The organism is uncultured Bacteroides sp. (genome assembly GCF_910585845.1).
In the GTDB taxonomy this organism is placed as follows: Bacteria; Bacteroidota; Bacteroidia; order Bacteroidales; family Bacteroidaceae; genus Bacteroides.
Map to the genome: position 1 here is coordinate 77007 of NZ_CAJUHF010000001.1, position 26677 is coordinate 103683.

A 26677-nucleotide genomic window follows, 5' to 3' on the forward strand; every position below is an offset into this window, starting at 1 on the left:
ATGAAATCTATTTTTTCAACATTCAAAGGGCTTCACAAGGACGGCAAACCGCTTGACTTTTTGGCAACGTGGAAAAAGACTTTTGATAAGGCTTCCGAACGTGAAACAACCCTTTTTCAGAAGATGTACTGTGATAGCTGGTTTACTACCAACACGCCCCAAATGTCATTGACTGCCGAGGCACTTGTAGGTAAGTACAACTTGCGTTTCATGGCTACATTGATTGGTGATGAATCACCTACACCTATGAGGCGTTCTGACGGCTTCGATGTGTGGACTAAGGAAATCCCCCGTGTGGGTCACAAGTTCCCCATGTACGCACGTGATTACCGTAAACTGATGGAGGTTTACGAAAATCCCCGTTTGAGTGAATCAGCTAAGGTGAAGCAAATTGAAAAGCTCCTTACCCACGACATGAAAGATGCTTATTTGGGCTGTAAGGACGTGATGGACTTTATCGCTCTGATGGCATTCTCTAATTGGGGTGTGGCTCAGTTCGTGCCGGAAATCAACAATCCGGGTGGACGTAAGTACGAGGTGGATTATCAAATGCCGGAAACAAACAAGCTGGTATCAGCTTTCTTGTGGAACTCTGCCAATACCAAAGCTGGCAAGTTGTCCCCAGTCTTGATGTTGTCGGCTATCTGTAGTGACCTGCGTAACCGTGGCATTGAGCCGGGCGAAATCCTTATGAGCCAAGACCTCTATTTTTGGTTGCGTATGGACGAAACGACCCGTTTGTTGGTACATGGTAACGATAAAAAGGCTCAGACCGTAACAACGGCTCAGATGGCAGATTTGCTTGCTGGTAATGAAATCCCCCCTGTAACGGTGATTACCCGTAAAATGGGTATGGATATGGACGGTAAGCGTAAATCGCTTGAACCGTGGAATCACAACTTTATCTGTATCAAGCCTGCCGGGGTTATCGGTGAAATTCAGCCCGCCATTGAAGATAGCGAGTTGATAGAGGAAGAAAACGTGGACTACATGAACGCTGGCGGTGGTATTCGTATCGCCAAGTGGCGTACCGGGGAATCCACTGGTCAAGTTGCAGCCGAATATACACAAGGCTCTGGACGTTTGTTGCCTCTTATCACTGAAATTGGTGCTATCATCTGTTTACAGGTGCGTGGCTTTGAGGAAAAGGAAGTACCAGCCGATGCAAACGGTGTGGCACGTACCTATTGGACTAAATCCGAATTTGAGAGTGCAACAGCTCTTGAAGTAGGCTAAACCTTTTGCTTATGGAACTGACAGTAAAGAAAGCGTTTATAGACAAAAACGACAAAGGCAAAATCTACAAGGTAGGTGAAACCTTGCATACCGATGAGCTTAACCGAGTTAATGATTTGGTTGCAAGGGGCATTTGTGTGATTAAGTCTTTGGAAAGCAAACAGGCTGAAAAGGTCACTTTCCAAGACAATGAATATGATTTGAATGTGGTAAAGGATGCTTTGGAATCCATCAATGCCCCCGTTGCCAAAAATGCCGGGGTTAAAGGTGTAACCAAAGCGATTGAAGCCCTTTCAGATGAGAGTGTAACGGCTTTGAAAGAAGCCCTTGAAAAATAGTAGTGATGGGAACTTTGACAAAATACAATGCGTTGGTGGGTGAGCTTGAACCCTATACCCCAAGCCGCCTTGCTTTGCAAAAGGCACTTGCTGATGTGAAGATAAGCGACTGGGATAGTGAGTACAATGCCGACACAGACCAACGCACGATAGCCATAGCCGCTATAAAGGTGCTAAAGCGGATGATTGTGCTTACCAATGACACGTTAGGTAAGTCCTCACAAGGCTACAGCGTGGAGAAGTTGGAGAAGCGCATTAAAGACCTTTGCAACGAGAACGGTTTGGACGTTTCGGATTTTGTCGAAGTTTCTTCCATTACGGACGGCTCTAATTTGTGGTGATATGGCACGGAATAACGGAACTTTCAGATACACCGCTTTGCCCCTTGAAGCAACGAGGGATGAAGCAACGGGATTTTACACGGACGATGATGCGCCCGTGTGGGTGAAAGGCTGTGAGTGTCAAGTGGAGAAATTCATACCTGCCAAGCAACGATTGGGAACGGACGGGCAAATGTATTCATACACCTTTGATGTGTTTTTACCATCCTACTTTGAGGGTGATTTGAGTATAGGCGCACGTGTGGAAGTGACTTTGGAGCGTGGAGGTGTGGATGAGTTCACCATTTCGGGAATAGATGATACAAACCCTAAATACATAGAGATATGGGGATAATGCCGATGTTTGACAAAGGGGCTATCTTAAACCCCGTGGCTGCTTTCCAAAAGCAACTTGAATTGGCTTTCGTAACCTTGTTAAAATACATGGGCGAAAAGCTGGCTAAGTATGCTAAGGATAGCCACAACTACCAAGACCAAACGGGCAATTTAACCAACTCTATAGGCTATGCCGTGGTACAGAATAAGGAAATCGTTTACTATGGTGGGTCAGACCAGCCCGGAGAGGGTGCGAAAGCCATGTTGGAGGCTGCAATGAAGTATGCCGCCACGCTGCCAAACACTTTTTCCCTCATTATAGTAGCCGGAATGAATTATGCCGCCTACGTGGAAGCCAAAGGGTACAACGTGATTCTACCTGCCGAACTGAAAGCCAAAAGCGAACTACCTGCCGAGATTAACAAGTTGGTGATGAAAGCTAATAAGAAAGCAATCGAATTATTCGGGAACGCAGCATGATAACGACTGAGGAAATAGCAACAAGGATTTACGCCATGCTTCAAGCAAGCGAGGTGAAAAACTTCATTTCGGGTGTGATTGATTACGAGCGTAACGACTACACCAAAGAGGATGTGATAATTGTCCCTCATACGATAGACGGTGAAGCATCCGTGCGCTACGGTCAGATAAACGTGAATATTCATGTGCCGGATAAGGTGATAGCCAAAGGCAAGGGGAAAGCCGTTTACAGGACACATTTTAAGAGGCTCATAGAGATAAGGGCAAAGGTGGTTGAGGTGTTGAAAAACCATTATGAAAGTGGGAAAGGCTATAACTGGAACATAGGGCGGTTTAACCCACCGATTAAGGAGAAAGACCAAAACGAACATTTTGTTTCCCTTGCTTTGGAGCTTACAGTAAGAGAAAAGAGTATCAACCAATAAAAATTAAGATTATGCCGATTTTAGCAACAATGGGGTTGAAAAAGATTTATATCGCCCCTGCCAAAAGTGACGGAAATATGCCCGCAAAAGGCAATGAATGGCTTGATTTGGGCGATGTCTATCAAGACACTTGTAGTCTGAAAGACGATTCCCCGGAAATCACGGAACACAAGTCGGAAACTTCAAGCAAGGTTATCACGCTTGTTGGTGAAACACCTACGGCTATTGAACTTTCCTTGATGGACCCGGATTTGACACAGCTTGCACGTTACTTCGGTGGAACACCTACCGGGGAAGATGGTAAGCGTGTTTGGATTCGTCCCAAGAAGTTGGAATACAAGGAATGGGCTATGTGGATTGAGCCGGAAGAGGGCTTGTTTGTCGGATGTGCCAATGTGCGTATCATCCCGACATTCGAAATTACCTATTCTTCAAAGGGTATCTGCCTTGTGCCTATGACTATCAAGTTCCAATCAAACTTGCAAGCAAGCGAGGAAATGAGCGACCCAACAGTAGCATGACACTGAAAAAGTCTGAGAACCGATAGCCTCCTATCCCCGGATGGGGGGCTTTTTAACTTTTAAGACAAATGGAACAACTGAATAATGAACGTGAATTGACCCGTGAAGAACGCTTGGAAATCGAAGAAAAGGCGATACAGGCACTTGTGAACATGGGAGTGAAATTCAATGTACCGCTTAAAATTAACCCGGTAAAACCGCCACGCTTCATCCGTTGGTGGAATAAGCATTTTCCGAACCATGTAAGGATGTGGCGTGACAAACGTATTCCCAAAGGCTGGGATGTGTCCGAAACAGAAGTACCCAATGCCGCTTTGCAAACTATGGAGCGTGTATATATGCGCCACTTCCATTTGAAGCCTCTTTATTTGGGTACGATGGATTGTTTGAGGCGGTTGTATCTGAATATAGAATACGATGAGGAAAAGATACAAGCCGAACCCATACAGGAAAGCAAACGCCTTTTCAAGTATATTCCTCTGATGGCTGAGATTGCAGCCGTAGCCGTGCTTAACAATCCCGTGGTAGCTGACCCCTCTAAAGACAAAGAGGTGAAAGCCTTGAAAGCGTTTTTCATGGAACACCTTACATCTACCCGGCTTGAAAAGCTGGCAGACGTGATAAGCCAAATGATGAATCCCGGGGGTTTTACGTCCTCTATTCGGTCAATACGGGAGATAGGAACGACCAATCCGAAGAAACTCAAAGCAAACCGAGTAGAGTAATCGGGCTAAATAGCCCGTGGGGTAATCGTGGGGAAATTATCAAGTCCTTTGGCTGGACTTACGATTATCTGCTTTGGGGTATCAGTTGGCTAAACGTACAAATCATGCTGGCAGATGCGGCACGTGTGGAACAAGAGCCGGAGCAAACGGACGGAAACAAAGATGGTGGGAAGCCGCCTGTACAGCTAAAGACAAAGGATGATATTAAGAATTATCTGAAAGGAATAATGTAATGGATAATATAAACGGAGCGTTGGCGTTCAAAGCCACCCTTGATATAAATGATTTCAACGTGTCGGCACAAGCGATGGAAAGGAGTATCAAACAGGTTTCATCCACAGCCGTATCGGAATCGTCTGTGATGGATAACTCCATTCAGAGCTTTGCGCAAAATGGGGCGAAATACATTGTTTCCTACCTCGTTGGGCAGGGTATGGGGACTTTGCTTCAAAGTATCGTGCAAACACGTGGGCAGTTTCAACAGTTGGAAATTGCCTTTACAACCATGCTCAAAAGTGGTACGCAAGCAAAGGGCTTGATGGATAGGCTTATTGATACAGCCGCCAAAACTCCGTTTGACCTTTCGGGCATTGCGAGTAGTGCCAAACAGATGCTTGCTTACGGCTCAACCGTGGATAATGTGGTGGATGAGCTGGTAATGCTTGGTAACGTGGCTTCGGGCGTGGGTGCGCCACTACAGGATATTGCCTACCTCTATGGAACGCTACGGACACAAGGCAGGGCATTTACCGTGGATATTAGGCAGTTTGCCGGGCGTGGTATTCCCATCTATGAGGAACTGGCTAAAGTGCTTGGCGTAACCAAAGATGAAGTTTCCAACCTTGTAACGGAGGGTAAGGTTGGCTTTGCGGAAGTAGAAAAGGCTTTCCAAAACATGACGGGTAAAGCCGGGACTTACTACAACCTCATGCAAGAACAAAGCAAGTCCCTAACGGGTATGATTTCCAACATGGGTGATGCGTGGGAACAATCGTTAAACAAGTTGGGTGCGGATAACCAAGATGTTTTTGCCGGAGCTATTGAAAGTGCTACCTATATGGCAGAGCATTTGGATGATATTTTGCGTATTTTGAAAGCCGTTGCTATAGGCTATGGAAGCGTGAAAGCCGCTATTGTACTGAATACATTAGCCACAAAGGGATATACGGGCGTTGCTCTTTTGGATAACACGGCAAGGCAGGCTAAGATTTCCTTAATGAAGTTGGAAGCCGTTGCTACTGGGCAGATGGTAGCTCAGACAAAAGCGATGGTTGCAGCCCAAAACAGCCATGTCGCAGCATTGCAAGCGCAACTGACGGTAGAGGAACACGCCAACATGGTAAAGCAGTTACGCATTGCCACCATTCAACAAATGCTTACCATCCAACAAGCAGAATACCTTTCCAATTTGAATCTAACGGCTTCTTCTGCCAATTATGAGGCGGTGGCTCTGAGTGTTCTTACCGTTGAACAAAAGCAAGCTCTAAGCAAGTTAGACTTGTCGGCTAAAAGTGCCGTGTATCGTGCCGCTTTGGAAAATGAGGTTGCCGTTAAGACACAAAACAGTGCGGCTACCTTAAATGCCATGCGTACCGATGTCAAGGCAGCAGCCGTAAAGATGGAATCGGCACGGGCTGATGCACTGGCGGCAAAGGCGGCTGTAGAACGTGCCTATTTGGAAGTGTACAGGGCACAACAGACTGGGAACGCTGAAAAGATAGCCATTGCCACTAAGAAGATGGAGGCAGCGGAGGATAACGCAGCTATCGCACGAAAGACGGCTTTAGCCACCCAATCCGATTTTTACGCAAAGAAAAAACTACTTGAAGCTACAGCCACCAAGCAATCCACAGCCGCTTCCGTGGCAGATACTACGGCAAAGACAACACAAGGGGCTGTAACTTCCGTACTGACTGCAATCACGACAAAAGCAACGGTAGCGGTGAAAGCTCTTTGGGCTTCCATGATGAGCAATCCTATCGGCTGGGTAATGGGATTGATAGGTGCATTAGTCAGTGTAATTACTCTTTTTACGGGCAAACAAAAAGAAGCGACCACGGCAACGGGTGAATTTCAAGATACCACGAAAAAAGAGATTGACGATTTGAATTTACTTTTTGCCGTATTGCAAAATACGGAGAAAGGAACTCAAACACATAAAAATACGATTGAAAAAATCAATGCCGTATGTAAACAATATAATAAGACATTGCTTGATGAAAACGCTACACTTGATTTACAGCGTCTTAAATATGAGGAATTGACTACAGCCATTCAGCAAACTACAGCCGAAAAAATCAAGGCTAAATATACCGAACAAGCTATGCAAGAACTGGTACAAAGCCAAACGGATGCACTTGATAAGCTGAAAGAGAATGCCGAAGATGCAACCTACAAAGAAATTCAAGAAGTTATGGAAACCACCCCGGAGGGTGTAACCGTTATGATGAATAAGGTTGTTGATGTGGCTTCAAGTTCTATTCGTGGAGCTTCGGGGGCTGTATGGGATGCGGTAGAATCTATGGCGGTAGAATCCGCAAACCAATTGAAAGGGCTAACAGGTCAAGCCTATACCGATGCGTTCAATAACTCATTAAACAGCATTGTTTCACAAGTCAAGCAAAGTACAAGTGCGACTGATAAAGAAATGGATGCTTTCAAAAGTAACATAAAAACATATCTTGAAAGTATTGTACAATCAGCAAAAAAGGCGGATGAAACCATAGGCAAGGTGAATAAGGAATTAGAAGCGTTCATTGCTCCGAAAGATACGACTTCTGTAACAGAAAGTACCGACTATGTGGCTATGTCGTTTAACGAGCTGGATAAGAAAATAGGTGAAACTCAGAAAAGTATTGATACCCTCAATGCCAAAAAGGTAAAGGTGGAAGCCGATAATACCCAACTGAAAGAGTTGAAAGACTTGTTGGATAAATTGAATGGTGCTGTAAACACCAAGACTACAAACCTTAACACGGAAAAGGGAATATCAGACCGTATCAAGCAGCTTAAAGATTTGCGTGAAGCTGCCATTATCGGTAGTTCTGACTATAAGAGCTATGATACGCAAATAAAGAAGTTGGAAGCCCGTTTACCCAAGCATACCACGGGGGATAAAGCGGATAGTGCCGCCAAGCAACTACGTGAAAGGCAACTTGAAGCTGACCGCAAATTGGAGGCTGACCGTATTGCAGTCTTGGAAGAGGGCTACGAAAAACGCAAGCGCACCCTTTCGCTCCAACACAAGGAGGCATTGGATAATATAGACAAAGAGGAAAAGGCTTTGGCTAAAGCTCGTAAGGATGCCGGAAAAGGTGGCTTATCTAAGTCTGAAAAGGACGGCTTCGATGAAAGGCGAACACTTGAAAACAAGAAATATGACAAAGCCCAAAACAAACTCTTTGACGGTGAAATAGAGTACAAGAAACAGCAATATGCCTTGTATTTCCGTTGGGTGCGTAACATGGGCGAAGATGTAGCCAATACCCAATTTGCCACGCTTTTAAAAGGCGGTAAATCGTACAAGGAGTATGTGGAAAATGAAATCAAGGCTCTAAAGGATAAACAACAAGCCGGAACACTCACAGAGGGAGAAAGTAACCAACTTATTTCCCTTAATATGCAATACAATGAAATCACGGGGGCAAAGTCCGCTATGGATTCTTTCAAGGAATCTGTATCTAAGACCATTCAGCAAGCCCAAACACTTGCCGAGAAGTTGGAAGCCATAGCCGATGCAAAAGAGAAGCTGGCTAATGGAAGTTCCGGGCTTGTGGGTGCTGACGAAAAAGCGGAAGCCACTTTATTTGTTTCAGAAGAAGATGAAAAGTTACAGGAAGAAGTACAGCAAAAGATACTTTCCTCTTACAGAACCTTTGAGGAACAAAGAAATGACATCCAAAAGGAATACGCCTTGCTGCGTGCTGCCGCTCAAAAGACGGGCGACCAAGAACGGATTAACCAAGTAAACAAGTCGGAGGCAGAAGCGTTAAGCACCCTTACCGCCAATATGTTAAAGCAATCGGATAGTTGGAAGAAGTTATTTGGCGATTTGGATAGCCTTTCTGTAGCTGAAATAGATAAGTTGGTGGCTGATATTGAAACAAAGCTAAAAGATGCGGATTTGAAACTGAATCCCGTAGATTACCGTGCTTTGATTGATAGTTTGAATCAAGCAAAGGAAACGCTTATTTCAAAGAATCCTTTTAAGGCTTTAGGCACGTTCTATGATGATTACATTGAAGCCAAAAAGAAGCTGGCAGAAGCCAAAGCGAATGTTGCTGCCGGAAAGGGTACGGATGAGGATGTGAAAAAGGCAGAGGCTGACATGAAGAAAGCCGCCAAAGGCGTAACCAAGTCCATTGAAACGATTACCGATACGGCTACCACGTGCGGCAATGCCATTGCATCCATGTTTTCTGATTTGGGACAGGATGATTTGGCAAACGGCTTAGGCACTGCAATGGAGTTGTTCGGGCAGTTGGGCAATGCCGCCGCCTCTGTAGGTAAAATGATGAGCGGTGACATATTGGGAGGCGTTACGGGTATGGTAAGTGCCGTTACTTCTGTAGTGGGCATATTTGCCAAATTGCATGATTCCAAGTATGAGAAGAAAATTCAAAATCTGCAAAAGGAAATAGATGCGCTGGAACAATCCTACAACCGTTTGGAACGAGCCTACAATAATACTTATTGGGTGTTCAATGATAGCCAACGTGAAGCCTACGAAAAGAATATCCAACTGATTAACGACCAAATACGGGCTTTGGAACAAGAAGCCAATATAGCAAAGAAGAATTGGGATTTTGCCCGTTACGCTCAACTCAACAAGGAGATTAAGGAACTCAACAAACAGTTGAAGAATGCGGAAGAAAACGGAGATATGTTTTCTATCTATGAGGCTCAGAAAAAGAACCTCAAACAGCAACAAGAGGATTTAAGAAAGCAAATTCAAGCTGAAAAGGATAAGAAGAAAACCGATAACGGAAAAATCCAACAGTGGAACGAGCAAATAGAATCCATTACCCAACAGATAGAGGATTTGGATAGGTCAATGATGGAAACGCTTGCCGGAACGGATGTAAAAACCGCCATTGATGAATTTGCCGATGCGTTGGTAGATGCTTATTGCAAAGGTGAGGATGCAGCGGAAGCATTGGGCGAAAAGACAAAAGAAGTCCTTAAAAAAGCGGTTGTGGAAGCGTTGAAACGTGAGTTTTTGGCAAAGGGAATCAATGATGCCGTTCTCTATTTGGGAGAATCCATGAAAGACGGGAAACTGACCGATGTAGAGAAGCGAGAATTTGAAAGGATGGTGAACGCTGCCGGGGATTTGTTCAATTCCGCATTGGAGGGTATTGGTGATTGGATTAAGGATGTGGAGGAAGAAACCGTACAGCAAGACCCCCTTACGGGTGCGGTTACTTCCATGAGTGAGGAAACGGGCGGTGTGATAGCCGGGCGGTTGAATGCCTTTGTCATAAACCAAAGCGACCAAACCTCTATTATGAGGCAGGCACTTGTTTACCAAGCAGAAATAGCCGCCAACACGAAGTTGAGTGCATCAGAGCTGACGGAGATTAAAACTACTTTGAAGCGCATTGAAAATAAAGATAGTTCACTTTTATCACAAGGAATAGCATAGTTATGGAACTGGTACAACAACTTAAAGAGGATGGCAAGGCAAAGGGGCTTTGCCGGATGTGGCAAATGAAGCTAAGAACGGGGCTTGACTATGAGCAACTGATACAGCTTTACATTAAGGGCATAGATTTCTGTATATCGGAGAATTACCCCACGCTTGACTTTATACGGGAACACTTCAAAGGCAAATGCGAGGTTTACGGGGTGTTTGTGGATGATGAGGTTACGGATAAGGTGAATTTACCCGATGTGGTGCTGAATGGTGACTGCAAAGCTATGTTGGAGTATGACGGCTATTCTGTTTCACGGGTATATGCACGGCATGATTCCCATAGTGCCGTAAACGTGTCGGACAATGCGATTGTTACCATAGACGCTTTCGATAACTCGTATCTGTATGTGGCGGTAGCCGGAACGGATGCAAAGGTGCTTGTGAATCTGTATGGCAATGCCAAAGCGGATATAGAGGGAGTGGGGATAGAAGTTAGACAAATGAATAAAAATACTTACTGATATGGATAAGAACATGATTTTACACCTGCCTTTCGATGACCCGGACGGTAGTATAGCTTACGACTTTTCACAGTACCGCAACGATGCCACCTTATCGGATGGTGCGGATTTTTCTAAGAAATCTAAAGTGGGTAAATCACTTGCTTTGAATGGTACGGGCGAATGCGAAACAGCTCGTTCCATACCCTTTAGCGGTAATTTTACACTTTGTTTTTGGGTGCTGCCTGTTTCTCAAAAGTTAGGCTGGGTGCTGAATATGCCCGGTATAGACAATTATAAAGAGCAATGGCTTGATGTAATGCCCGATGGCTGGATTTTCTTTGCTTTCGTTAAGTCCGGCAATATGTTTACCGTCTATGAGAACACGACCCGGATATTCAGTGAAATATTACCAAAGACACCAACGGGGCTTTCCATCAACGACCAATCACTTTTTGGGACGAAAGCCTTGCTGGACGAAGTGAAACTGTTTGACGTGGCGAAAGAACCCCGTGAAATATTCGAGTTGCAGAAAGATACGGATGTGGAATATTTCATAGACGGAAAGAACTTCAAGGAGTTTGGGGTATTCGTTTCCAAAAGTGCCGGATTGGTTGGACGGTTGGAGCGCAAAGAAGCCTTGCAAGTGAACTGGGACAATTACCACGGTATTGTAAGGGATAAGAAGCGACCACGCTACAAGGAACGCAACATTACGCTGGATTGCTTTATTGAGGCTTCGGGACGTGCCGCCTATGTGGAATGGGTAAACCTTTTCTTTTCCCAATTCGATGCGGAGGGGAACCACCGTTTGCGTGTGGACTATGACGGAAAGGCAAAGCCTTTGGTATATGAAGTGGAATTGCTGGATGAGGCAGACCCGGAAAAGAGCTGGGGACAATATAGCAACGATTTGATGGTGGGTACATTCCGTTTAAAGCTGGTGGAAGATGAACCTGTGAAAAAAGTGCTTAGATATATAGGTGGAACTGCAAACGGCAAGGCTACGATTACCGTCACTTCGTCCAAGCTGCTTAATATCTATTGGGGTGACGGCACGCACACTTACGATGTGTCCGGCAGCGAACAAACGATAGAACACACTTACGTTACACCCGGTGAATACGAGATAATCGTTTCGGGCGTGATTGAAGACATTGAAAAATTTGAAACCAATGCTATTGTGATATGGGAACTCTTGAAATAATCAGGCGCAACGGTGAAAAGGTACGCTTGTTTTCCAAAGAGCCGTTTTGTACGCTGAAATCAGCCGCTCAAAACAGTTCCTTAATGGGGGATGATAACGTACAGCTTTCCATTGTTTCCTCTGAGTTGCTTAATTTAGGCAAGGGAGATAAAATCATAGTGGAGGGTGAAGAATACACCATCCGTACTAAGGTGAACCGTGAAATGCTTTCGGACAACCATTATGTGCATGATGCCACTTTCTACGGAGTGATGTACGAGCTGATGAAAAGCCTGTACCGAAACACCGATGCAAACGGGAAATCCAGCAAAAGCACGTTTGACCTCACTTATAATATCCGGGACTTTGTAAAGGTGCTTATCTACAACGTGAGCCGTGACTATCCGGGCTTATGGGCTTTCGATGAAGCTAATTGCCCGGACACAGAACCCCGTACCATTTCCTTTGCCCGTAACAATTGCCTACAGGTTTTGCAAATGCTTTGCAGTGACCGTGAATTTGATTTGGAGTTTCTCATTACCCAAAAGGACGGGGTGCGTACCATCCACATAGGAAAGTTCGGTGCAAAAGTTGTGCCCCCGGGTGGCAACGCTTTCTTTGAGTGGGGCAAAGGCAACGGCTTGTACAAGCTCAAAGAGCAAAAGGTAGATGATAAGACCATTATCACAAGACTTTGGGTGGAGGGTGGCACGACCAACATTCGGAGTGATTACAGGGACTATTCAGAACGCCTACAGCTTCCGTTTCCAGTGCGTTTGAACAAAAAGGAACACAGACTATGGGACGGTACAATAGTACCGCCTCAGAGCGAATATATAGGCATATCCGATGATAACAAGCGTTATTTGGAGGATGGCGATTTGAGGGATGCACTGGGTAGTGATGAGGATGCTGTGACGTATGATAATATTTTCCCGAAACGGACGGGTACGGTTACTGCTTTGGTGGCTGATGATATAAACAGCTTCATTGATGATACAATGGACTTTGACCTGAACGAGAAAGACGATAAAGGTACAAAGTATCTGATTAACGAGGTATCGGCAAAGATTACTTTCATTTCGGGTAAATTAGCCGGACAACAATTTGAATTGGCGCAAAAGGGAGGATACGACCATGCAACAAAAAGGTTTACGCTCATTCCATTTACGGACAACAGGGGGCTAACTATTCCTACCACTGAAAGCGAGGCTTACCGAATAACGGAGGGTGACACGTATAAGATTACGGATATTCACCTGCCTAAATCTTATGAAGATGATGCAGAGGAAGATTTATGGTATGCCGGATATAACGAGTTCAAGCCACGCACACAGGCACGGGCGCAATATCAGCTTACCTTTGAACGCTCCTACTTTCTGAACGCTTTGCCAAGCGATAGCGAAACAACCGTCTTTCATGTGGGTAACTATGTACCCGTGAAAGATGAGCGTTTCGGTATTGAGAAGAATATCCGCATCCAAAAGGTGACAAAGAACCTGCTTGTGGAGCATGACTATACACTGACCCTTTCGGACATTACAGCCATTTCCCCAATCACTCAAACGGTTGTGGATGTGGGACGGCACGAAACAATCATAGAAAACAATCGGCTTCGGGACTTGACTAAGGCACGGAGGGGATGGCGTACAACAGAGGAACTGCGTACAATGGTGTATGATACGGACGGTTATTTTGACCCCGAAAACATCAAGCCCAATTCCATTGACACCAATATGCTTACGGTGGGGTCTAAGAGCCAACAATTTGTTTTGATAGATGTGATACTGCAAGCCAACGTAAACGGAATATCCAATCGTTTTGATGCTTCTGCCGGGGTATTGGCTCACTTGACTATTGATGATGAGATAATCAAGCATTGGAACATGGCGGCTGGCTCATTCACTCTATCAAGCCCAAAGGGGTACTATGTGTTTGCCAAGTGCTCCAAGAAAAGCACGGATGGCATTTGGTATGTGACACAGGAACAACTAAAGGTTGAACCAACCGAAGACCCGAACAACTATTATTTCCAAGTGGGTATATTGGGGTCGGTGCATTCGGATGATGATTTCAGGGACTTTACCACTACCTACGGATTTACCCGTATCAACGGAAACACTATCACTACGGGTAAGATTATAACAAGCGATAAGGAGTGCTATTTGGATTTGGACGGCAACAAGTTCCGTATCGGTGATTCTTCAAGTTCTATTGATTGGAACGTAACGGCAAAACGCCAATTAACATTGCACAACGTCCGTTTGCTTTCTGATAGTGGGGACACCTCACATATCGGGGTGTTCCGTGGCACATATAATCCGAAGTACGTGTACTATGCCGGGGATGAGGTGACTTATACGGTGAATGGTGAAACGTGTACTTACCGATACACCAACCCCACGCCAAGCATGGGCAACCTGCCTACCAATTCCGTATATTGGTCGGTTGTGGCGAAAGGTTCTACTGGGGATAAGGGAGAAAGCGGTTTATCCGTATTCTATACCTATAATGACAGTGAAACCAAGCCTGCCACCCCTACGGGGGATGGCTCTACGGGAGGTTGGCACAGAACTTCGTCCGAAAACGTGGTTTGGATGAGTATAAAGAACGCCAAGACCGATACGGAGGGTGCGTGGGGTATTCCTTTTCGTGTGCGTGGTGCTGATGGTACTTCAATCAATATCAAAGGTTCTAAGGACAATGTTTCACAACTGCCTACCGTTGGAAATTCAGAGGGCGATGCTTATCTAATCGGGGGCAACCTCTATATTTGGGATGGCACGAACTGGAAAGATGTTGGAGCTATTAAGGGGGAAGATGGAAAGAGTAGCTATCTTCATAAGAAGTATTCCGATGATGGCGGCAAAACGTTCACAGCCGGAAACGGTGAAACACCCGGAAGATGGTTGGGTTTGTATGTGGATATGATACCCACCGATAGCGACAAACCAAGTGCCTACAAGTGGAGCGACACGAAAGGACAAGACGGAACGCCCGGTTTACCCGGTGAAGATGGGCGTACTCCATACTTCCATATCAAGTATTCGGACAACGGGGGAATGTCGTTCACTGCAAACAATGGTGAAGAGCCGGGCGATTACATAGGGCAATACACCGACTATGTGCAGAAAGACAGCGACAACCCGATGGATTACACGTGGGCTTTAATTAAAGGAGAATCGGGTACGGGTGGAACGGATGCCGGAGCTGGCGAATACTACGAATACCGTTACGCTAAAAATGGCTCGACTTCAACGCCCCCCACTTTGGATATTAATTCTTCCAATCCTGCCGGATGGACTACGGAAATGCCAACACTTGATGAGTTTGAATACTTGTGGTGCATCATGGCTAAGAAGTCCGGGCTTGCAGACCGTACCAAGTTCTATTTGCCCATTGAGGAAAACAATTTTTCTGATGTTTCGGGTAATGGCTACAATGGCGTATTGGGTAGTGGAACGGTGGTAAAGGACGGAACGAGATATGCCCTCAATCTGAGTGGTGGAATGGAGAGCCGTATTCCTTATGATTTACCCTTTGGGGAAAGTTTTACACTCTGTTTTTGGATGAAGTCAGAACAAAGGCAAATAAAGTGGATGTTGAACGGGTATAACGGTAGGCACTATGTGGAAAAGAGTATTGCAATCACGCCTAACACGTGGTTTCACCTTGCATTCCGCTTCAATGACCGCACCGTTACGGTATTCAAAAACGGGGAGCAATTACATAGTGGCAGTGTTAATATCATGGCTGTAGGCTTTGCTATTTACGATGATGATGTATTCGGCTCTGCCGTATATTTCGATGATGTGCGTTTGCTGATGGGAGCTTTGCCTGTGAATGATATTGCTTCCGTGATGAATGGCAAGGCAGACACGATGGTACAGAAATGGAGTACCCCTGTACGTATAAACTCCTATAATGGTGATAAAGGCGAACCGGGTACGAGTGTAACGTTGGCAGATGTGGAGTATGCGCAAAGCACGTCTAATACCGTTGCGCCTACTACGGGGTGGCAGACAACCGCTCCTACATGGATTGACGGGCGGTATATATGGAGTAGAACGAAAGTGTCTTATTCCGATAATACGACCACATACACTAAGGCGGTTTGTATTACAGGCGGCAAGGGTACTACTGGTGTTGGGGTATCGTCCATTGTGGAGCAATACTACCTATCCAGTTCGGCAACCTCATTGCTTGGTGGCTCATGGGGTACAACACGCCCAACTTGGAAAGATAAATGGTATATATGGACACGCTCGGTTATCACTTATACGAATGGAACGAGCGACACCACGGCTGCAATATGTGTCACGGGGTCGAAAGGTGATAAAGGCGAACCGGGTGATAAGGGCGAAAAAGGAGATAGCCCGGCTGCTGTATATCAAGGATTGTACAGTAGTAGCAAAACTTATTACGGCAACAAATACAGGTTAGATGTGGTAAAGTACAATAATGTGTTTTATGTTGCCCGTATTGATGCAGGAACGTTCTCGGGTGTCGTGCCGACCAACACAAGCAAATGGAATACTTTTGGGGCGCAATTCGAGAGTGTGGCAACCAACCTATTGTTGGCTGAAAACGCCAATATAGCCGGGTGGGTATTCCGTAACGGACGTTTGGAAAGTCAGAATGGAAATGTATATATGGACGGGAATAAAGGCGAAGTACGTCTAAAAGGCACATTGCAACTATCAACAGGATTTAGCGGCAATTTCTCCGATGTAAACCTATTCTATCTTCCGGAAACGACAAGCGAACGCAATATTACTATGGGCTATGAAAAAGAGGATATAGGTAAAGTATGTCGGCTTTATAATAGTGGGGCTTTTGGTAAAGCCAATTATCTTGTTGAGATGAATACGTTTTCAATAACTGATAATGTTACTTCGTCAAGTTCATCTTTATATGCTTTAATAAGACCGCAAGAAATTGTCGAAATGACTTGTTTTGAGCGTAAGGGAAGTACGCCAAGTAAAATTCTTGGAGAGTGGACGATAACAAGCCGTTTTTCAAGAGATGATTTTATAACAAATGGAGCTACTGGGCGTTTTGCCCGTATTATGGCGATGGGTACGTTCTATGGTAGTAGTGGCGCAAGTGTAAGCGGCAAGTTTTTCGATGGCAGAAACCTAAGAGAGGTATTTACCGCATCAAGACAAGATACCGGGCGTTACAGACTTTCGTTTGCGAATGGTACACTGCCAAGCGGCTACATGGTAATGGTTTGCGGAAATGGTACTATAAGCGGAGGCTCTAACCCGTTAAAGGCGAATGTGTATGTACAATATTCTACCTATTTTGAGGTAATGACTTCCGATGATAGTTCAAGGAATGACGGCAATTTCAATTTTGTAGTGTTTGCCCCGGATTGGGATTATAAATATTGATATATTGAAAGGAGGTGTTTATAATGGCAAAGAAAGGCGGTAAGAAAACAAGTAAAAAAGGCAAGGGTGGATGTAAATAGCCCTCATGTGTTTAGTTTTGTCTGAAAATGTGTTTAGCGAACACATTTATGATTATATTTGCAGTTAGATAAACTTGATTTACTTAGTGAATTATGGAAACAACAATGTATAGCCTGCGGATTCTTTCCAAAGGCAAGGTTACAGACCTTTCCAATGGTTTTGCTTTGGGTGGTGTTCCGTTTACCATCTTTGTACGACCTAAAGAGGTTACGATGGAAACAAGTACGCTGCTTAAATGCAAGCTCATTTGTGATAAGGAATTTAGTATGTTCCCCGTACCTATCGGGGATTGGACGCCCGGAGCGATAACCGTAATATCCCCAAACGGTATCGACCTTTCGGTATATGATGTGTATTGGGGTGCTGGTGAAACATTAAATAACTTATAGCTATGGGATTATTATTGGGAAGCGGAAACACGAAACCGCAATATCCTTACGACCAATGGTATGGGGTGCAAGGTGATTTCAACTCACAGGACTACAAACTAAAGCGTGTGGGTAATTTGGATTTGCACCGTACATTACCCATTCAAGCGAAGCTGAAACGCTTTGTGGAAAACCCTGACGGCTCGGTTAAGTATTACCTTAACCAAAATGACAGCCGTAAAAAGGATTCGGGTGCAACGGCTGTGATTGACAGCACGGACGGTAATGTAATGCTTGAAAAGCCGGAATATTACTTCAAGTTGGAGATAGAGGGGACGAAATGGATTCGTGCCTATTCCGAATATCCGTTGCCCGGCTTTATCAAGATGGAACGAAAGACGGTAAGCCCGTGGTATGCAACGGTGGATATTACCAACTCTGTAGCCGTTTCGGGATGTTGGCTCACTTGGAATGGCGATGAAATTGCAAGGGATTCAGACGGATTTGTTATACTCAAAGCGAATGCCGCACAATTCAGAGGTGGTTCGGGTGCTGGTGATGCCGCTAAGGATGGTACTTACAACTCCATGTTGGGTATGCCTCGTACTTCCATTTCAAAGGCTGGTGTTCGTCCTCTTTGCAAGAACGGAACACACCACGGGGCGTACAGGGTGTACAATGAAATTGCTTGGTTGCAACGTGTGGAATATGCCTCATTGCACTGCCAAGATGCTTACACCGAAACGCTGACTGCTGACGGATTCCATCAAGGAGGCTTAGGGAGTGGTCCGGTTGTTAATGGTACGGAGTGGAATACATGGGGAGGTTACAGACCCTTTGTGCCTTGCGGTGTTACTGCAACGCTGGGAAACAACACGGGTAAGGTGTCCTACACCATCAAGGGATGGACTGGTGGCGATAAGGTGGTACAAGTAACCTCTTACCGTGGCTTGGAAACTCCTTATGAATACTTGTGGATGCTTGCTGATGATGTACTAATTTGGCATAAAGCGGATGTGTCTATTGCCTATGTATGCGAAGACCCGACAAAATTCACCTCTCATTCAGATAGTGCTACTACCGTACCTATCGGATATGAAGCCATTACGGAGCTTCCACGAACTGAGGGCTATGTGCTTTCTATGGCTCATTCCACTAAAGGTTATTCCTTTGCCGAAAAAGTAGGAGGTTCAAGTAATAAAGGGTATTGCGATTACTATTGGACTCCCACAGGTGGTAGTACGTGGTCTGCTGTAGGCTGGTATGGTGCCCTTTTGTCTGCTAATGCGGGTTATGGTGCGTTTGCGGGTTTCGGTTCTCTGCGTGCGGGTAATCGTTCCTCGTATGCGTATGCGTACGTTGGGTTCCGCTTGTGCCGTTTTTGACGGACTGCAAAACTCGGTGAACGGAGCAACGAAAATGGCGTTGGATTGAAAAAAATAAAAACATAACAGGGTTGTGGCGGCTGGTGCCCTTTTGTCTGCTAATGCGAATAATGGTGCGAATGCGGGTTTCGGTTATCTGAATGCGAATAATCGTTCCTCGAATGCGAATGCGAACATTGGGTTCCGCTTTTACCGTGGTTTCAACTTATAACTGTTGCTGCCACGCCCTTACCTCACAGGGACTATCGGCACGTCTGATAGTTGGTAAAATAATATGGATTAGGACGGTGCAAGTAAGTAATTGAAAGCTCTGTTTTAGAACAACGGCACAAATGGGTGTAGTAAAGACTGAATACGGGTTATGTTATACGGCTGATACCTGCTTTAATCAATACTCGGATTTTGAGGATTGCGGTTTATATGTCGGTGATACAGGAAAGATATTCATTTCCCAAGCTAAGAAAATTAAGAATGTTTATCACCTGATATATGAATGCTCCAACCTCATACGGGCGCAATATAAGGCACAGCAAGGCAAAGGAGAGCGTACCGAAATATCCAAGTTCAATGAGAACATTTTGGAGAATTTGGATAGCTTGTACTGGGACTTGCGCAATGAAACTTATACCCCCGGTGAATATCGGATTAAGGTTATATATGAGCCGAAAGAAAGGGTGATTATGATTGCCCCGTTCTTCCCGGACAGGATAGTACACCATTGCATTATCAATGTGTTGGGGCGTTACTGGACTAACTTCTTCATTGCGAATACATACGCTTGTATCAAAGGGCGTGGTATTCATAAATGTATGGAGGATGTGCATACGGCTTTAATCATAGACAGAAAAGGTACAAGGTTCTGTTTGAAGATTGACATCAAGAAGTTCTATGATAACATAGACCACGCAGCATTGAAAAGGATAATCCGCTACACTATAGCGGATGAACAACTGTTAAGGCTGTTGGATAAGATAATAGATAGTAACGGTAAAGACAAGGGGCTGCCAATAGGCAATTTCACAAGTCAATATTTGGCTAATCTCTATTTAGCATATTTCGACCATTGGGTTAAAGAAGAACTGGCTAAGATAGTGATGAAGCGTTTTGGGGTGAAAATCTACTACTATCGCTATATGGATGATATGGTGATACTATGCGCTGACAAAGAGGCACTGCATTTCGTACTCGACATGATGGGGCTTTACTTGGGTGGCGAATTGAAAGTAGAGATTAAAAGCAACTGGCAGATATTCCCGGTTGATGCTCGTAGCATTGATTATGTGGGATTCAAACAAAACCATTACGGCATATTGCTAAGAAGCGGTATTCTGAAAAGGTTTTATAAGAAATTCCACCGCACCATCAATAAATACGAAATCAAAGATGAAACGGATATTAAACACTTCTTCCCATCTGAATATGGCTGGATAATCAGATGCTCGGAGGAACACAGTAAATTCATTTTTAATAATTGTTTGAACGATGGAAGCAAATGTTTTGACTACAGGGCTGCTGGCTAAGACTAAGCCGGAGGTGATAGATTCTCTTAATAACGGGCAGGGAACGTTCCTTTATAACCATAACATCAAAGAGGTTAAGGTTATTGCAGACAAAGAGGGTGGCATTGAGATTACGACTGATGCGGAACGTGCCACAGGCACGATGTTCCAATATGACAGCGTGAGGGTGGAATATCCAAAAACGGCTGATAATATTTTCAGCACGTTGCTTACTGCAAGATACCCGGCTAAGACAGAAAGTAAGCTGGTAAACGAATATCAGTCTGCCATGCTGGGATTGCTTGCCGAAAGTGCGAAATCCCCCTATGAGAACTTTTTGAAAGACCGTTTGGCTATCCGTGAAATGGTGGATGCCGATTGTGAAACCTATAATATACCGATGGACTTATGAACGAGGTAATGGACTTTGAGGAAACAGAATCCTTGAATGAAGATATTTTCGATTGTGAATACACCTCAGTAGATGCCGTGATTAATGAGGTCACGGTGTTTACGGGATGTAAGGAAAGACAGACAGAGAACGGAACGAGAACACTAATCGCCTATGGCGAGGGTATCGGTGCATCCGCTTTCTATACTGATAGTAAGAAGTTGAAAGATGTTGTTTTAGACCCGAAGCGCAAATATCCATTTCGTGCCGTAATCAAAGTGGTACGCTATGGAACGATGTACGGGTTTAAGTTCTTTCCACCGAATACTCCAATCACGCAGGAGGATAGGGATAACTTTGAGTATTACAAGCGAAACAAGTATAAGAAAAACCGATGATGGAAGAAAGTTTGAAAGTAGCACAAGGCATAAGCGATTTTGGCTTTATGGTGATAGTGTGCGCTGTGTTTCTCTGTTTGGCGGCTGCACTTATGGTAGCTTGTTTCAAGTGGTTCAAGTCTATCATTAACGACATGATTAAAAGCAATCAGTCTATGGTAGCCGAACTTCTGACGGAAACCAAAACCCAAAATGATATGCTCACTGACATTGCAGAGGGGTTAAGACCCGAAACGCAGTTGCGGATAAAAAACATATCAAGCATTTACTTTGACCTTGCCGTTGAGAGGGTTTGCCGTATAATAAAGAAAGTGCGTGAAGAAAACCACATCGCAGACCGTGAAGCCACGAAAGCGAAAGTACACACCTTGATTATGAATATGCACGAGGACAGAAACAGCCGATTTGATGCACATTCGTATCGAGGGAAACGATTGTCAAGCTACACTTCGCCCGAATGGATTGAATGGGTAGAGCAATGTGTGTTGTCAGAGGTTTATGCGGAAACGGTGAACAATGGCAGAGCTTATACCAATGTACAAATGGTATATGACAGAATTAAAATAGATTTTTACCATAAATTGAATCAAGAATGAAGATACTTATAGACAATGGGCATGGAGAAAATACACCGGGTAAACGCAGCCCGGATGGAACTTTCAGGGAGTATGCCTATACAAGAGAAATTGCGGATGAAGTCGTGCGTGAACTGGCTAAACGTGGCTATGTAGCGGAACGCATTGTTAAGGAGAACTTGGACGTGCCTTTGGCTGAACGTGCAAGGCGTGTGAACGAGATTTGCGCCCGATATGGAGCTAATAACGTGTTGCTTGTTTCCATCCACTGCAATGCTGCCGGGAATGGCGAATGGATGAATGCCCGTGGATGGTCTGCCTATACCACTAAGGGCAAAACGAAAGCTGACGAACTGGCAAACCGAATGTATGATGCTGCCGCTTGCTTTATTACCGGGCAAAAGATTAGGCGTGACTATTCGGATGGCGACCCGGATTGGGAGGAAAATTTTTACATCCTTTCCAAGACGAAATGCCCGGCTGTATTGACGGAAAATTTCTTCATGGATAACAAGGAAGATATTGCTTACCTTACATCTATGGAGGGGAAACAAAACATTGTGAACACCCACGTAGAGGGTATAATCCAATACATCAAGGAATATGAGAAATAAAGCGTTTTTGATATTAATCGCCCTCTGTGGGCTTTTGATGGCGGTTACCTTTGGGCTATGGGCTTATTGTTCCAAGTTGAAATCAGAAAAGGAAAGATTGGATGGCAACCAAACCGCCTTGTTGGAGAAAATTAAATTTTACCAAACAGAATCCGGAAAATCCGCTGCTTCTGTACAGGCATTGACTTTATCCAAGTCTGAGGTGGAAAAGCATTGTGCCGACTTGACGAATACCGTTAAGGAACTTGACTTGAAAGTAAAGAGGTTACAAGCGGCTTCCACGAATGCAACAAAAACGGAGGTGGAGGTACAAACCATAGTTAAGGATAGCATTATATACCGTGATACATCCTATCTTAAAGTCCAAGCAATACGATGGAAAGACCCGTGGATAAATGTTGATGGCTTAATCATGCCCGATAAGAAACTGGATTTACGCATACAATCTGTAGATACCCTATTTCAAGTAGTGCATAGAGTGCCTAAGCAATGGTTGTTTTTCCGATGGGGAACAAAGGCTATTAGGCAAGAAGTTGTAAGTAGCAATCCCCATACCAAAATAGTGTATTCGGAATATATAGAATTGAAGAAACGGAAAAAGAAATGATTAGGTGTTAGTAATAGAGTAGAACTTTTGTTCTGAGCCGGGTTCGCTGTGAAGTGCGCCCGGTTTTTCTTTGTCCTTTGAAATAAAAGTCATATCTTTGCAGTACCGATTCTGAAAATCGGTGTTGCATTGTACCCCTGTATTCTTCTTTTGGAGAGGCAGGGGTATTCAACAAAAATGCAAAAGTTCTACTATAGTTCTACGAAAAATTGAAATAGTCTCGCAAGTGACTGATACTCAAAGTTGGATTAGAAGTTTCCTAAACTTTAGATAGGGGTTCGATTCCCCTCGGGACTACTCAGAAAGATGTGAGAACCAAAAAGGGGAAGCCGACGATTAATCGGCTTCCCCTTTTTGGTTCTTAGGAGATTGTTGTTAAGGAGTTATCGGGAGTGATAACCCTTTTATCTTCCGATAACTCCTTAATAAATATATTATTTCGTTTTCTCTGCAACCGGTTCAGTAATCTTCTTGTTCTTCAACATCATGTAAGCAATAGGAGATGCGATGAACGGAGAAGACAACGTACCGAAGACAACACCAAGAATCATAGCGAATGCGAAGCTGCGGATGGAATCACCACCAAGGATGAAGATACACAGCAACACAATCAACGTACTCAGTGAAGTATTGATGGTACGAGCCAAAGTCGTGTTCAGAGAATCGTTGAACAACTGCTTCCTGTCTCGCTTCGGATACAGGTGGAAGAACTCACGTACACGGTCGAAGATAACCACCTTGTCATTGATAGAATAACCGATAGCTGTCAGGATAGCACCGATAAACGTCTGGTCAATTTCCAGAGAGAACGGCATCCAGCCCCAGCACAACGAGTAAGCACCAAGGATCATTAATGTATCGCTGGTCAGCGCTGCGATGGAACCTACACTATAAGCAATGTTGCGGAAACGGATCAGGATATACAGACCGATGGCAATCAGGGCAAGGAATACAGACCATATTGCGGAAGTCTTGATGTCGTCGGCAATGCTCGGACCTACTTTTTGTGAACTTACGATACTGCCGCCTGTGTGGTTCTCGCGGTCGATGAATGTCTCCAGCGTGATGTTTTGCGTCAACATCGGTTTCAGAGTTTCATACAGGTAGGCTTCGATTTCAGAGTCTACGTTGTTGCCGTCTTCTTCGATGCGGTAGTTCGTGCTGATACGTACGGTTTTCTTGTCTGTACCGATGGCGATTACACTTACGTTGGCATCACCGAACTTGCTGGAAATCAATGCACGTACCTCTTCTGGCTCTATCGGGTTTTCAAACTGTACCTTGAAGTTGCGACCGCCAGTGAAGTCGATGCTTTGGCTCAGGCCACGTACAACGAGCGAACCAATGCAGAAGACAAGGATAACGCCGGCAGTGGTCAACCACTTCTTGTTTCCGCCCATGAAGTCGAAATGTACGTTCGCCATCAGGTTCTTGGAAATCTTAGAAGAGAACGTCAGGTTCAGCAACTTGTCTTTACTCATGAAGTGCTCGTAGAACAAGCGTGTCATGAATACGGCGGTAAAGAATGAAATCAGGATACCGATAATCAATGTCGTGGCGAAACCGCGGATAGGACCTGTACCGAAGTTGAACAGGATGATACCGGTGATGATAGACGTCAAGTTAGAGTCGAAGATCGCAGAGAACGCATTGGAGTAACCGTCTGCGAGGGCTTTCTTCACACCCTTGCCGGAACGCAACTCCTCTTTGGTACGTTCGTAGATCAATACGTTGGCATCCACAGCCATACCCAGTGACAATACCATACCGGCGATACCGGACATGGTCAAGGCTGCCTGGAAAGAAGAGAGGATACCCAGCGTGAAGAACAGGTTCAGAACCAGTGCACAGTTGGCTACCATACCCGGAACGAATCCGTACATGGAGCACATATAGATCATCAACAGGATTAATGCTACGATGAATGAGAATACACCAGCGTTGATGGAAGCCTGTCCCAGTGACGGACCGACGATGTCTTCCTGAACGATACGTGCAGGAGCAGGCATCTTACCGGATTTCAATACGTTTGCCAAGTCCTTGGTCTGATCCAATGTGAAGTGACCGGTGATAACAGAGTTTCCACCCGTAATTTCAGTCTGTACGTTTGGAGCAGAATATACATAGCCGTCCAATACGATGGCAACGCTCTTTCCGATGTTCTGCTTGGTGAGTTGAGCCCAACGGCGTGCACCGTCAGAGTTCATGGTCATGTTTACGCACGGTTTGCCGTATTGGTCATAGTCGTCCTTGGCATCCACCATGACATCGCCTTCCAGTGGAGCTTTGCCGTTACGTTCGGTAGAGCGGATAGCGTAAAGTTCGAAAGTCTGTTTCTTCGGATCATATTCAAAAGGAGAAACACCCCATTTCAGTTGAAGGTCTCTCGGCAGTTCTGCCTGAATCTCTTTCATGGAGAGATAGCGGTTAATGTCTGCCGTATCCTTATAGTTGGCATAAGCTACGACAGGACCTTGTCCGCTTCCGTTGACTTGCAGGATAGCCAGCAACGGATGCTCTTTCTTGAGCTGTTCCATGTCGAAAGCAGGAGTTTTGTTTTCGCCTTTCAATGCGGCGGCAAGGCTGTCGGTCTTGCTGATGGTCGTTTCCGCTACTGCGGGAGTTGCAGTTGCGTCGTTTGCTTCTACAGCGTCGTCGTTCTGAGTCTGAGCGGTCAAAATGCTGCGCAATTTGTTGTCGGCTGCTTGCAGATAGGGAGCAACGTCCTTCGCATTGTATGTTTCCCAAAACTCCAGATTGGCAGAACCTTGTAGTAACTTTCTTACACGTTCAGGCTCTTTGATACCCGGAAGTTCCACCATGATACGGCCCATTTTGTCTTCCAAACTTTGGATGTTGGGCTGAACCACACCGAAGCGGTCGATACGAGTACGGAGTACATTATATGAGTTGTCTACAGCTGCTTTAACTTCTGAACGCAGCACTTTCTCAACTTCTGCATCGGTAGATTTTTGGTTGACTTTGTCTTTCAATTGTTGCGTGGCGAACAGTTCGGAAAGACGGGCATCCGGAGCTATTCTGTGAAACTCTCTCACAAACAAAGTGATGACGTCATCCTGGCTTGTGATAGCCTGTTTAGCGGCATTTGACAATGCTTGGTTGAATGCTTCATCGGTTTTGTTGTCGGCCAATACCTTGATTACATCGGGTACGGAAACTTCGAGAATGACGTTCATACCGCCCTTCAAGTCCAAACCTAAACTGATTTCCATCTCGCGACACTGTTTCAGTGTCCAGTTGCCGAACCACACTTTCTCGTTAGCCAGAGAGTCCAGGTAGTCTTGCTCCAACTTCACATCTCCATTTGCATACTCTTTAGCCTTATTGTTGTAGTGGCGAGTAACAAAAGAGAAGGAAAGGTAGAACACACATACCAGTGTGAGCAATACTGCAAAAATCCTTACGAATCCTTTGTTTTGCATGTTACGTTTAATTTATTATGATTACTTTTTTAATTAATTTCTGTTGTATATAAGGCTGCAAATATAGTTTTTTTTTCACATTTGGAAGTAAGAGCCTGTTTAAATTTTCTTCAAAAAGTTTTTTGTTCAGCTTCTTTTGAGTCTCTTTTCGGACTGTTTTCTTGTTTTTATTTGTCACATAGCTCACTATACTCCTTATAAAAGCAAGAAAACAGGAA

Annotated in this window: 22 protein-coding genes; 21 read left to right on the top strand and 1 reads right to left on the bottom strand. The window is 44.8% G+C overall.

Annotated features, from left to right (window positions below; all coding sequences use genetic code 11):
• The 21 genes from QZ323_RS00420 to QZ323_RS00520 all read left to right on the top strand — a co-directional run bounded on the left by QZ323_RS00420 (nucleotide 1) and on the right by QZ323_RS00520 (nucleotide 23016).
• Nucleotides 1-1236, top strand: coding sequence for a hypothetical protein (locus tag QZ323_RS00420; protein ID WP_065539753.1), 1236 nt, complete (start codon nucleotides 1-3; stop codon nucleotides 1234-1236).
• Nucleotides 1237-1247: 11 nt separating this feature from the next.
• Nucleotides 1248-1574, top strand: a complete 327-nt coding sequence (locus QZ323_RS00425) for a hypothetical protein (RefSeq protein ID WP_024986351.1) — start codon at nucleotides 1248-1250, stop codon at nucleotides 1572-1574.
• Nucleotides 1575-1579: 5 nt separating this feature from the next.
• Complete coding sequence (locus QZ323_RS00430) at nucleotides 1580-1915, top strand: DUF6706 family protein (RefSeq protein ID WP_005655413.1); 336 nt, start codon at nucleotides 1580-1582, stop codon at nucleotides 1913-1915.
• Nucleotide 1916: 1 nt separating this feature from the next.
• A complete protein-coding gene (locus QZ323_RS00435) occupies nucleotides 1917-2249 on the top strand; it encodes a hypothetical protein (protein ID WP_005655412.1) in 333 nt (110 codons plus the stop codon).
• Nucleotides 2240-2710 carry a hypothetical protein gene (locus QZ323_RS00440; RefSeq protein WP_005655410.1) on the top strand — a complete coding sequence of 157 codons (471 nt, stop codon included), beginning with the start codon at nucleotides 2240-2242 and terminating at the stop codon, nucleotides 2708-2710. Before QZ323_RS00435 ends, QZ323_RS00440 begins: the two co-directional genes overlap by 10 nt.
• Nucleotides 2711-2745: 35 nt before the next feature.
• The gene (locus QZ323_RS00445; protein WP_294631906.1) at nucleotides 2746-3135 is read left to right on the top strand and encodes a hypothetical protein; all 390 of its coding nucleotides are present in this window, start codon (nucleotides 2746-2748) and stop codon (nucleotides 3133-3135) included.
• A gap of 11 nt (nucleotides 3136-3146) precedes the next feature.
• A complete protein-coding gene (locus tag QZ323_RS00450; protein ID WP_024986349.1) occupies nucleotides 3147-3656 on the top strand; it encodes a hypothetical protein in 510 nt (169 codons plus the stop codon).
• Between the two features lie 68 nt (nucleotides 3657-3724).
• Nucleotides 3725-4381 (top strand): hypothetical protein, encoded by a 657-nt coding sequence (locus tag QZ323_RS00455; RefSeq protein ID WP_032592241.1) that lies wholly within the window; start codon nucleotides 3725-3727, stop codon nucleotides 4379-4381.
• 104 nt (nucleotides 4382-4485) lie between these two features.
• Nucleotides 4486-4614 carry a hypothetical protein gene (locus QZ323_RS00460; RefSeq protein WP_005655406.1) on the top strand — a complete coding sequence of 43 codons (129 nt, stop codon included), beginning with the start codon at nucleotides 4486-4488 and terminating at the stop codon, nucleotides 4612-4614.
• Nucleotides 4614-10025: a tape measure protein gene (locus QZ323_RS00465; RefSeq protein ID WP_065539752.1), complete on the top strand. Its 5412-nt coding sequence runs from the start codon at nucleotides 4614-4616 to the stop codon at nucleotides 10023-10025. Before QZ323_RS00460 ends, QZ323_RS00465 begins: the two co-directional genes overlap by 1 nt.
• A 2-nt stretch (nucleotides 10026-10027) precedes the next feature.
• The gene (locus QZ323_RS00470) at nucleotides 10028-10537 is read left to right on the top strand and encodes a hypothetical protein (protein WP_005655404.1); all 510 of its coding nucleotides are present in this window, start codon (nucleotides 10028-10030) and stop codon (nucleotides 10535-10537) included.
• A gap of 1 nt (nucleotide 10538) precedes the next feature.
• The gene (locus QZ323_RS00475) at nucleotides 10539-11723 is read left to right on the top strand and encodes a hypothetical protein (protein WP_008642527.1); all 1185 of its coding nucleotides are present in this window, start codon (nucleotides 10539-10541) and stop codon (nucleotides 11721-11723) included.
• Nucleotides 11705-17098 (top strand): LamG domain-containing protein, encoded by a 5394-nt coding sequence (locus tag QZ323_RS00480; protein ID WP_257469843.1) that lies wholly within the window; start codon nucleotides 11705-11707, stop codon nucleotides 17096-17098. Before QZ323_RS00475 ends, QZ323_RS00480 begins: the two co-directional genes overlap by 19 nt.
• Before the next feature lie 173 nt (nucleotides 17099-17271).
• On the top strand, nucleotides 17272-17568 hold the full coding sequence (locus QZ323_RS00485; protein ID WP_024986348.1) for a hypothetical protein: 297 nt from the start codon (nucleotides 17272-17274) through the stop codon (nucleotides 17566-17568).
• Between the two features lie 2 nt (nucleotides 17569-17570).
• A complete protein-coding gene (locus tag QZ323_RS00490; protein WP_294631912.1) occupies nucleotides 17571-18932 on the top strand; it encodes a hypothetical protein in 1362 nt (453 codons plus the stop codon).
• A 332-nt stretch (nucleotides 18933-19264) separates the two neighbouring features.
• Complete coding sequence (locus tag QZ323_RS00495; RefSeq protein ID WP_008642534.1) at nucleotides 19265-20452, top strand: reverse transcriptase/maturase family protein; 1188 nt, start codon at nucleotides 19265-19267, stop codon at nucleotides 20450-20452.
• On the top strand, nucleotides 20415-20843 hold the full coding sequence (locus tag QZ323_RS00500; RefSeq protein WP_005650561.1) for a hypothetical protein: 429 nt from the start codon (nucleotides 20415-20417) through the stop codon (nucleotides 20841-20843). The genes QZ323_RS00495 and QZ323_RS00500 overlap by 38 nt, the downstream gene beginning before the upstream one ends.
• Nucleotides 20840-21220, top strand: coding sequence for a hypothetical protein (locus QZ323_RS00505; protein WP_005650559.1), 381 nt, complete (start codon nucleotides 20840-20842; stop codon nucleotides 21218-21220). The genes QZ323_RS00500 and QZ323_RS00505 overlap by 4 nt, the downstream gene beginning before the upstream one ends.
• On the top strand, nucleotides 21217-21816 hold the full coding sequence (locus QZ323_RS00510; RefSeq protein ID WP_009038912.1) for a hypothetical protein: 600 nt from the start codon (nucleotides 21217-21219) through the stop codon (nucleotides 21814-21816). The genes QZ323_RS00505 and QZ323_RS00510 overlap by 4 nt, the downstream gene beginning before the upstream one ends.
• Complete coding sequence (locus tag QZ323_RS00515) at nucleotides 21813-22409, top strand: N-acetylmuramoyl-L-alanine amidase (RefSeq protein WP_005650556.1); 597 nt, start codon at nucleotides 21813-21815, stop codon at nucleotides 22407-22409. Before QZ323_RS00510 ends, QZ323_RS00515 begins: the two co-directional genes overlap by 4 nt.
• Nucleotides 22399-23016 (top strand): DUF6549 family protein, encoded by a 618-nt coding sequence (locus QZ323_RS00520; RefSeq protein ID WP_065539750.1) that lies wholly within the window; start codon nucleotides 22399-22401, stop codon nucleotides 23014-23016. The genes QZ323_RS00515 and QZ323_RS00520 overlap by 11 nt, the downstream gene beginning before the upstream one ends.
• Before the next feature lie 434 nt (nucleotides 23017-23450).
• Here QZ323_RS00520 and secDF read toward each other — a convergent pair whose 3' ends face one another.
• Entirely contained in the window at nucleotides 23451-26459 is a 3009-nt protein-coding gene (secDF, locus tag QZ323_RS00525; protein WP_294631919.1) for a protein translocase subunit SecDF, read from the bottom strand.
• Nucleotides 26460-26677: the final 218 nt, after the last annotated feature.

What these genes read in the sequence shown, in the direction of transcription:
- QZ323_RS00420 (WP_065539753.1), top strand. Translation starts at nt 1, where the DNA reads ATGAAATCTATTTTTTCAACATTCAAAGGGCTTCACAAGGACGGCAAA.
- QZ323_RS00425 (WP_024986351.1), top strand. Translation starts at nt 1,248, where the DNA reads ATGGAACTGACAGTAAAGAAAGCGTTTATAGACAAAAACGACAAAGGC.
- QZ323_RS00430 (WP_005655413.1), top strand. Translation starts at nt 1,580, where the DNA reads ATGGGAACTTTGACAAAATACAATGCGTTGGTGGGTGAGCTTGAACCC.
- QZ323_RS00435 (WP_005655412.1), top strand. Translation starts at nt 1,917, where the DNA reads ATGGCACGGAATAACGGAACTTTCAGATACACCGCTTTGCCCCTTGAA.
- QZ323_RS00440 (WP_005655410.1), top strand. Translation starts at nt 2,240, where the DNA reads ATGGGGATAATGCCGATGTTTGACAAAGGGGCTATCTTAAACCCCGTG.
- QZ323_RS00445 (WP_294631906.1), top strand. Translation starts at nt 2,746, where the DNA reads ATGCTTCAAGCAAGCGAGGTGAAAAACTTCATTTCGGGTGTGATTGAT.
- QZ323_RS00450 (WP_024986349.1), top strand. Translation starts at nt 3,147, where the DNA reads ATGCCGATTTTAGCAACAATGGGGTTGAAAAAGATTTATATCGCCCCT.
- QZ323_RS00455 (WP_032592241.1), top strand. Translation starts at nt 3,725, where the DNA reads ATGGAACAACTGAATAATGAACGTGAATTGACCCGTGAAGAACGCTTG.
- QZ323_RS00460 (WP_005655406.1), top strand. Translation starts at nt 4,486, where the DNA reads ATGCTGGCAGATGCGGCACGTGTGGAACAAGAGCCGGAGCAAACGGAC.
- QZ323_RS00465 (WP_065539752.1), top strand. Translation starts at nt 4,614, where the DNA reads ATGGATAATATAAACGGAGCGTTGGCGTTCAAAGCCACCCTTGATATA.
- QZ323_RS00470 (WP_005655404.1), top strand. Translation starts at nt 10,028, where the DNA reads ATGGAACTGGTACAACAACTTAAAGAGGATGGCAAGGCAAAGGGGCTT.
- QZ323_RS00475 (WP_008642527.1), top strand. Translation starts at nt 10,539, where the DNA reads ATGGATAAGAACATGATTTTACACCTGCCTTTCGATGACCCGGACGGT.
- QZ323_RS00480 (WP_257469843.1), top strand. Translation starts at nt 11,705, where the DNA reads ATGGGAACTCTTGAAATAATCAGGCGCAACGGTGAAAAGGTACGCTTG.
- QZ323_RS00485 (WP_024986348.1), top strand. Translation starts at nt 17,272, where the DNA reads ATGGAAACAACAATGTATAGCCTGCGGATTCTTTCCAAAGGCAAGGTT.
- QZ323_RS00490 (WP_294631912.1), top strand. Translation starts at nt 17,571, where the DNA reads ATGGGATTATTATTGGGAAGCGGAAACACGAAACCGCAATATCCTTAC.
- QZ323_RS00495 (WP_008642534.1), top strand. Translation starts at nt 19,265, where the DNA reads ATGGGTGTAGTAAAGACTGAATACGGGTTATGTTATACGGCTGATACC.
- QZ323_RS00500 (WP_005650561.1), top strand. Translation starts at nt 20,415, where the DNA reads ATGGAAGCAAATGTTTTGACTACAGGGCTGCTGGCTAAGACTAAGCCG.
- QZ323_RS00505 (WP_005650559.1), top strand. Translation starts at nt 20,840, where the DNA reads ATGAACGAGGTAATGGACTTTGAGGAAACAGAATCCTTGAATGAAGAT.
- QZ323_RS00510 (WP_009038912.1), top strand. Translation starts at nt 21,217, where the DNA reads ATGATGGAAGAAAGTTTGAAAGTAGCACAAGGCATAAGCGATTTTGGC.
- QZ323_RS00515 (WP_005650556.1), top strand. Translation starts at nt 21,813, where the DNA reads ATGAAGATACTTATAGACAATGGGCATGGAGAAAATACACCGGGTAAA.
- QZ323_RS00520 (WP_065539750.1), top strand. Translation starts at nt 22,399, where the DNA reads ATGAGAAATAAAGCGTTTTTGATATTAATCGCCCTCTGTGGGCTTTTG.
- secDF (WP_294631919.1), bottom strand. Translation starts at nt 26,459, where the DNA reads ATGCAAAACAAAGGATTCGTAAGGATTTTTGCAGTATTGCTCACACTG.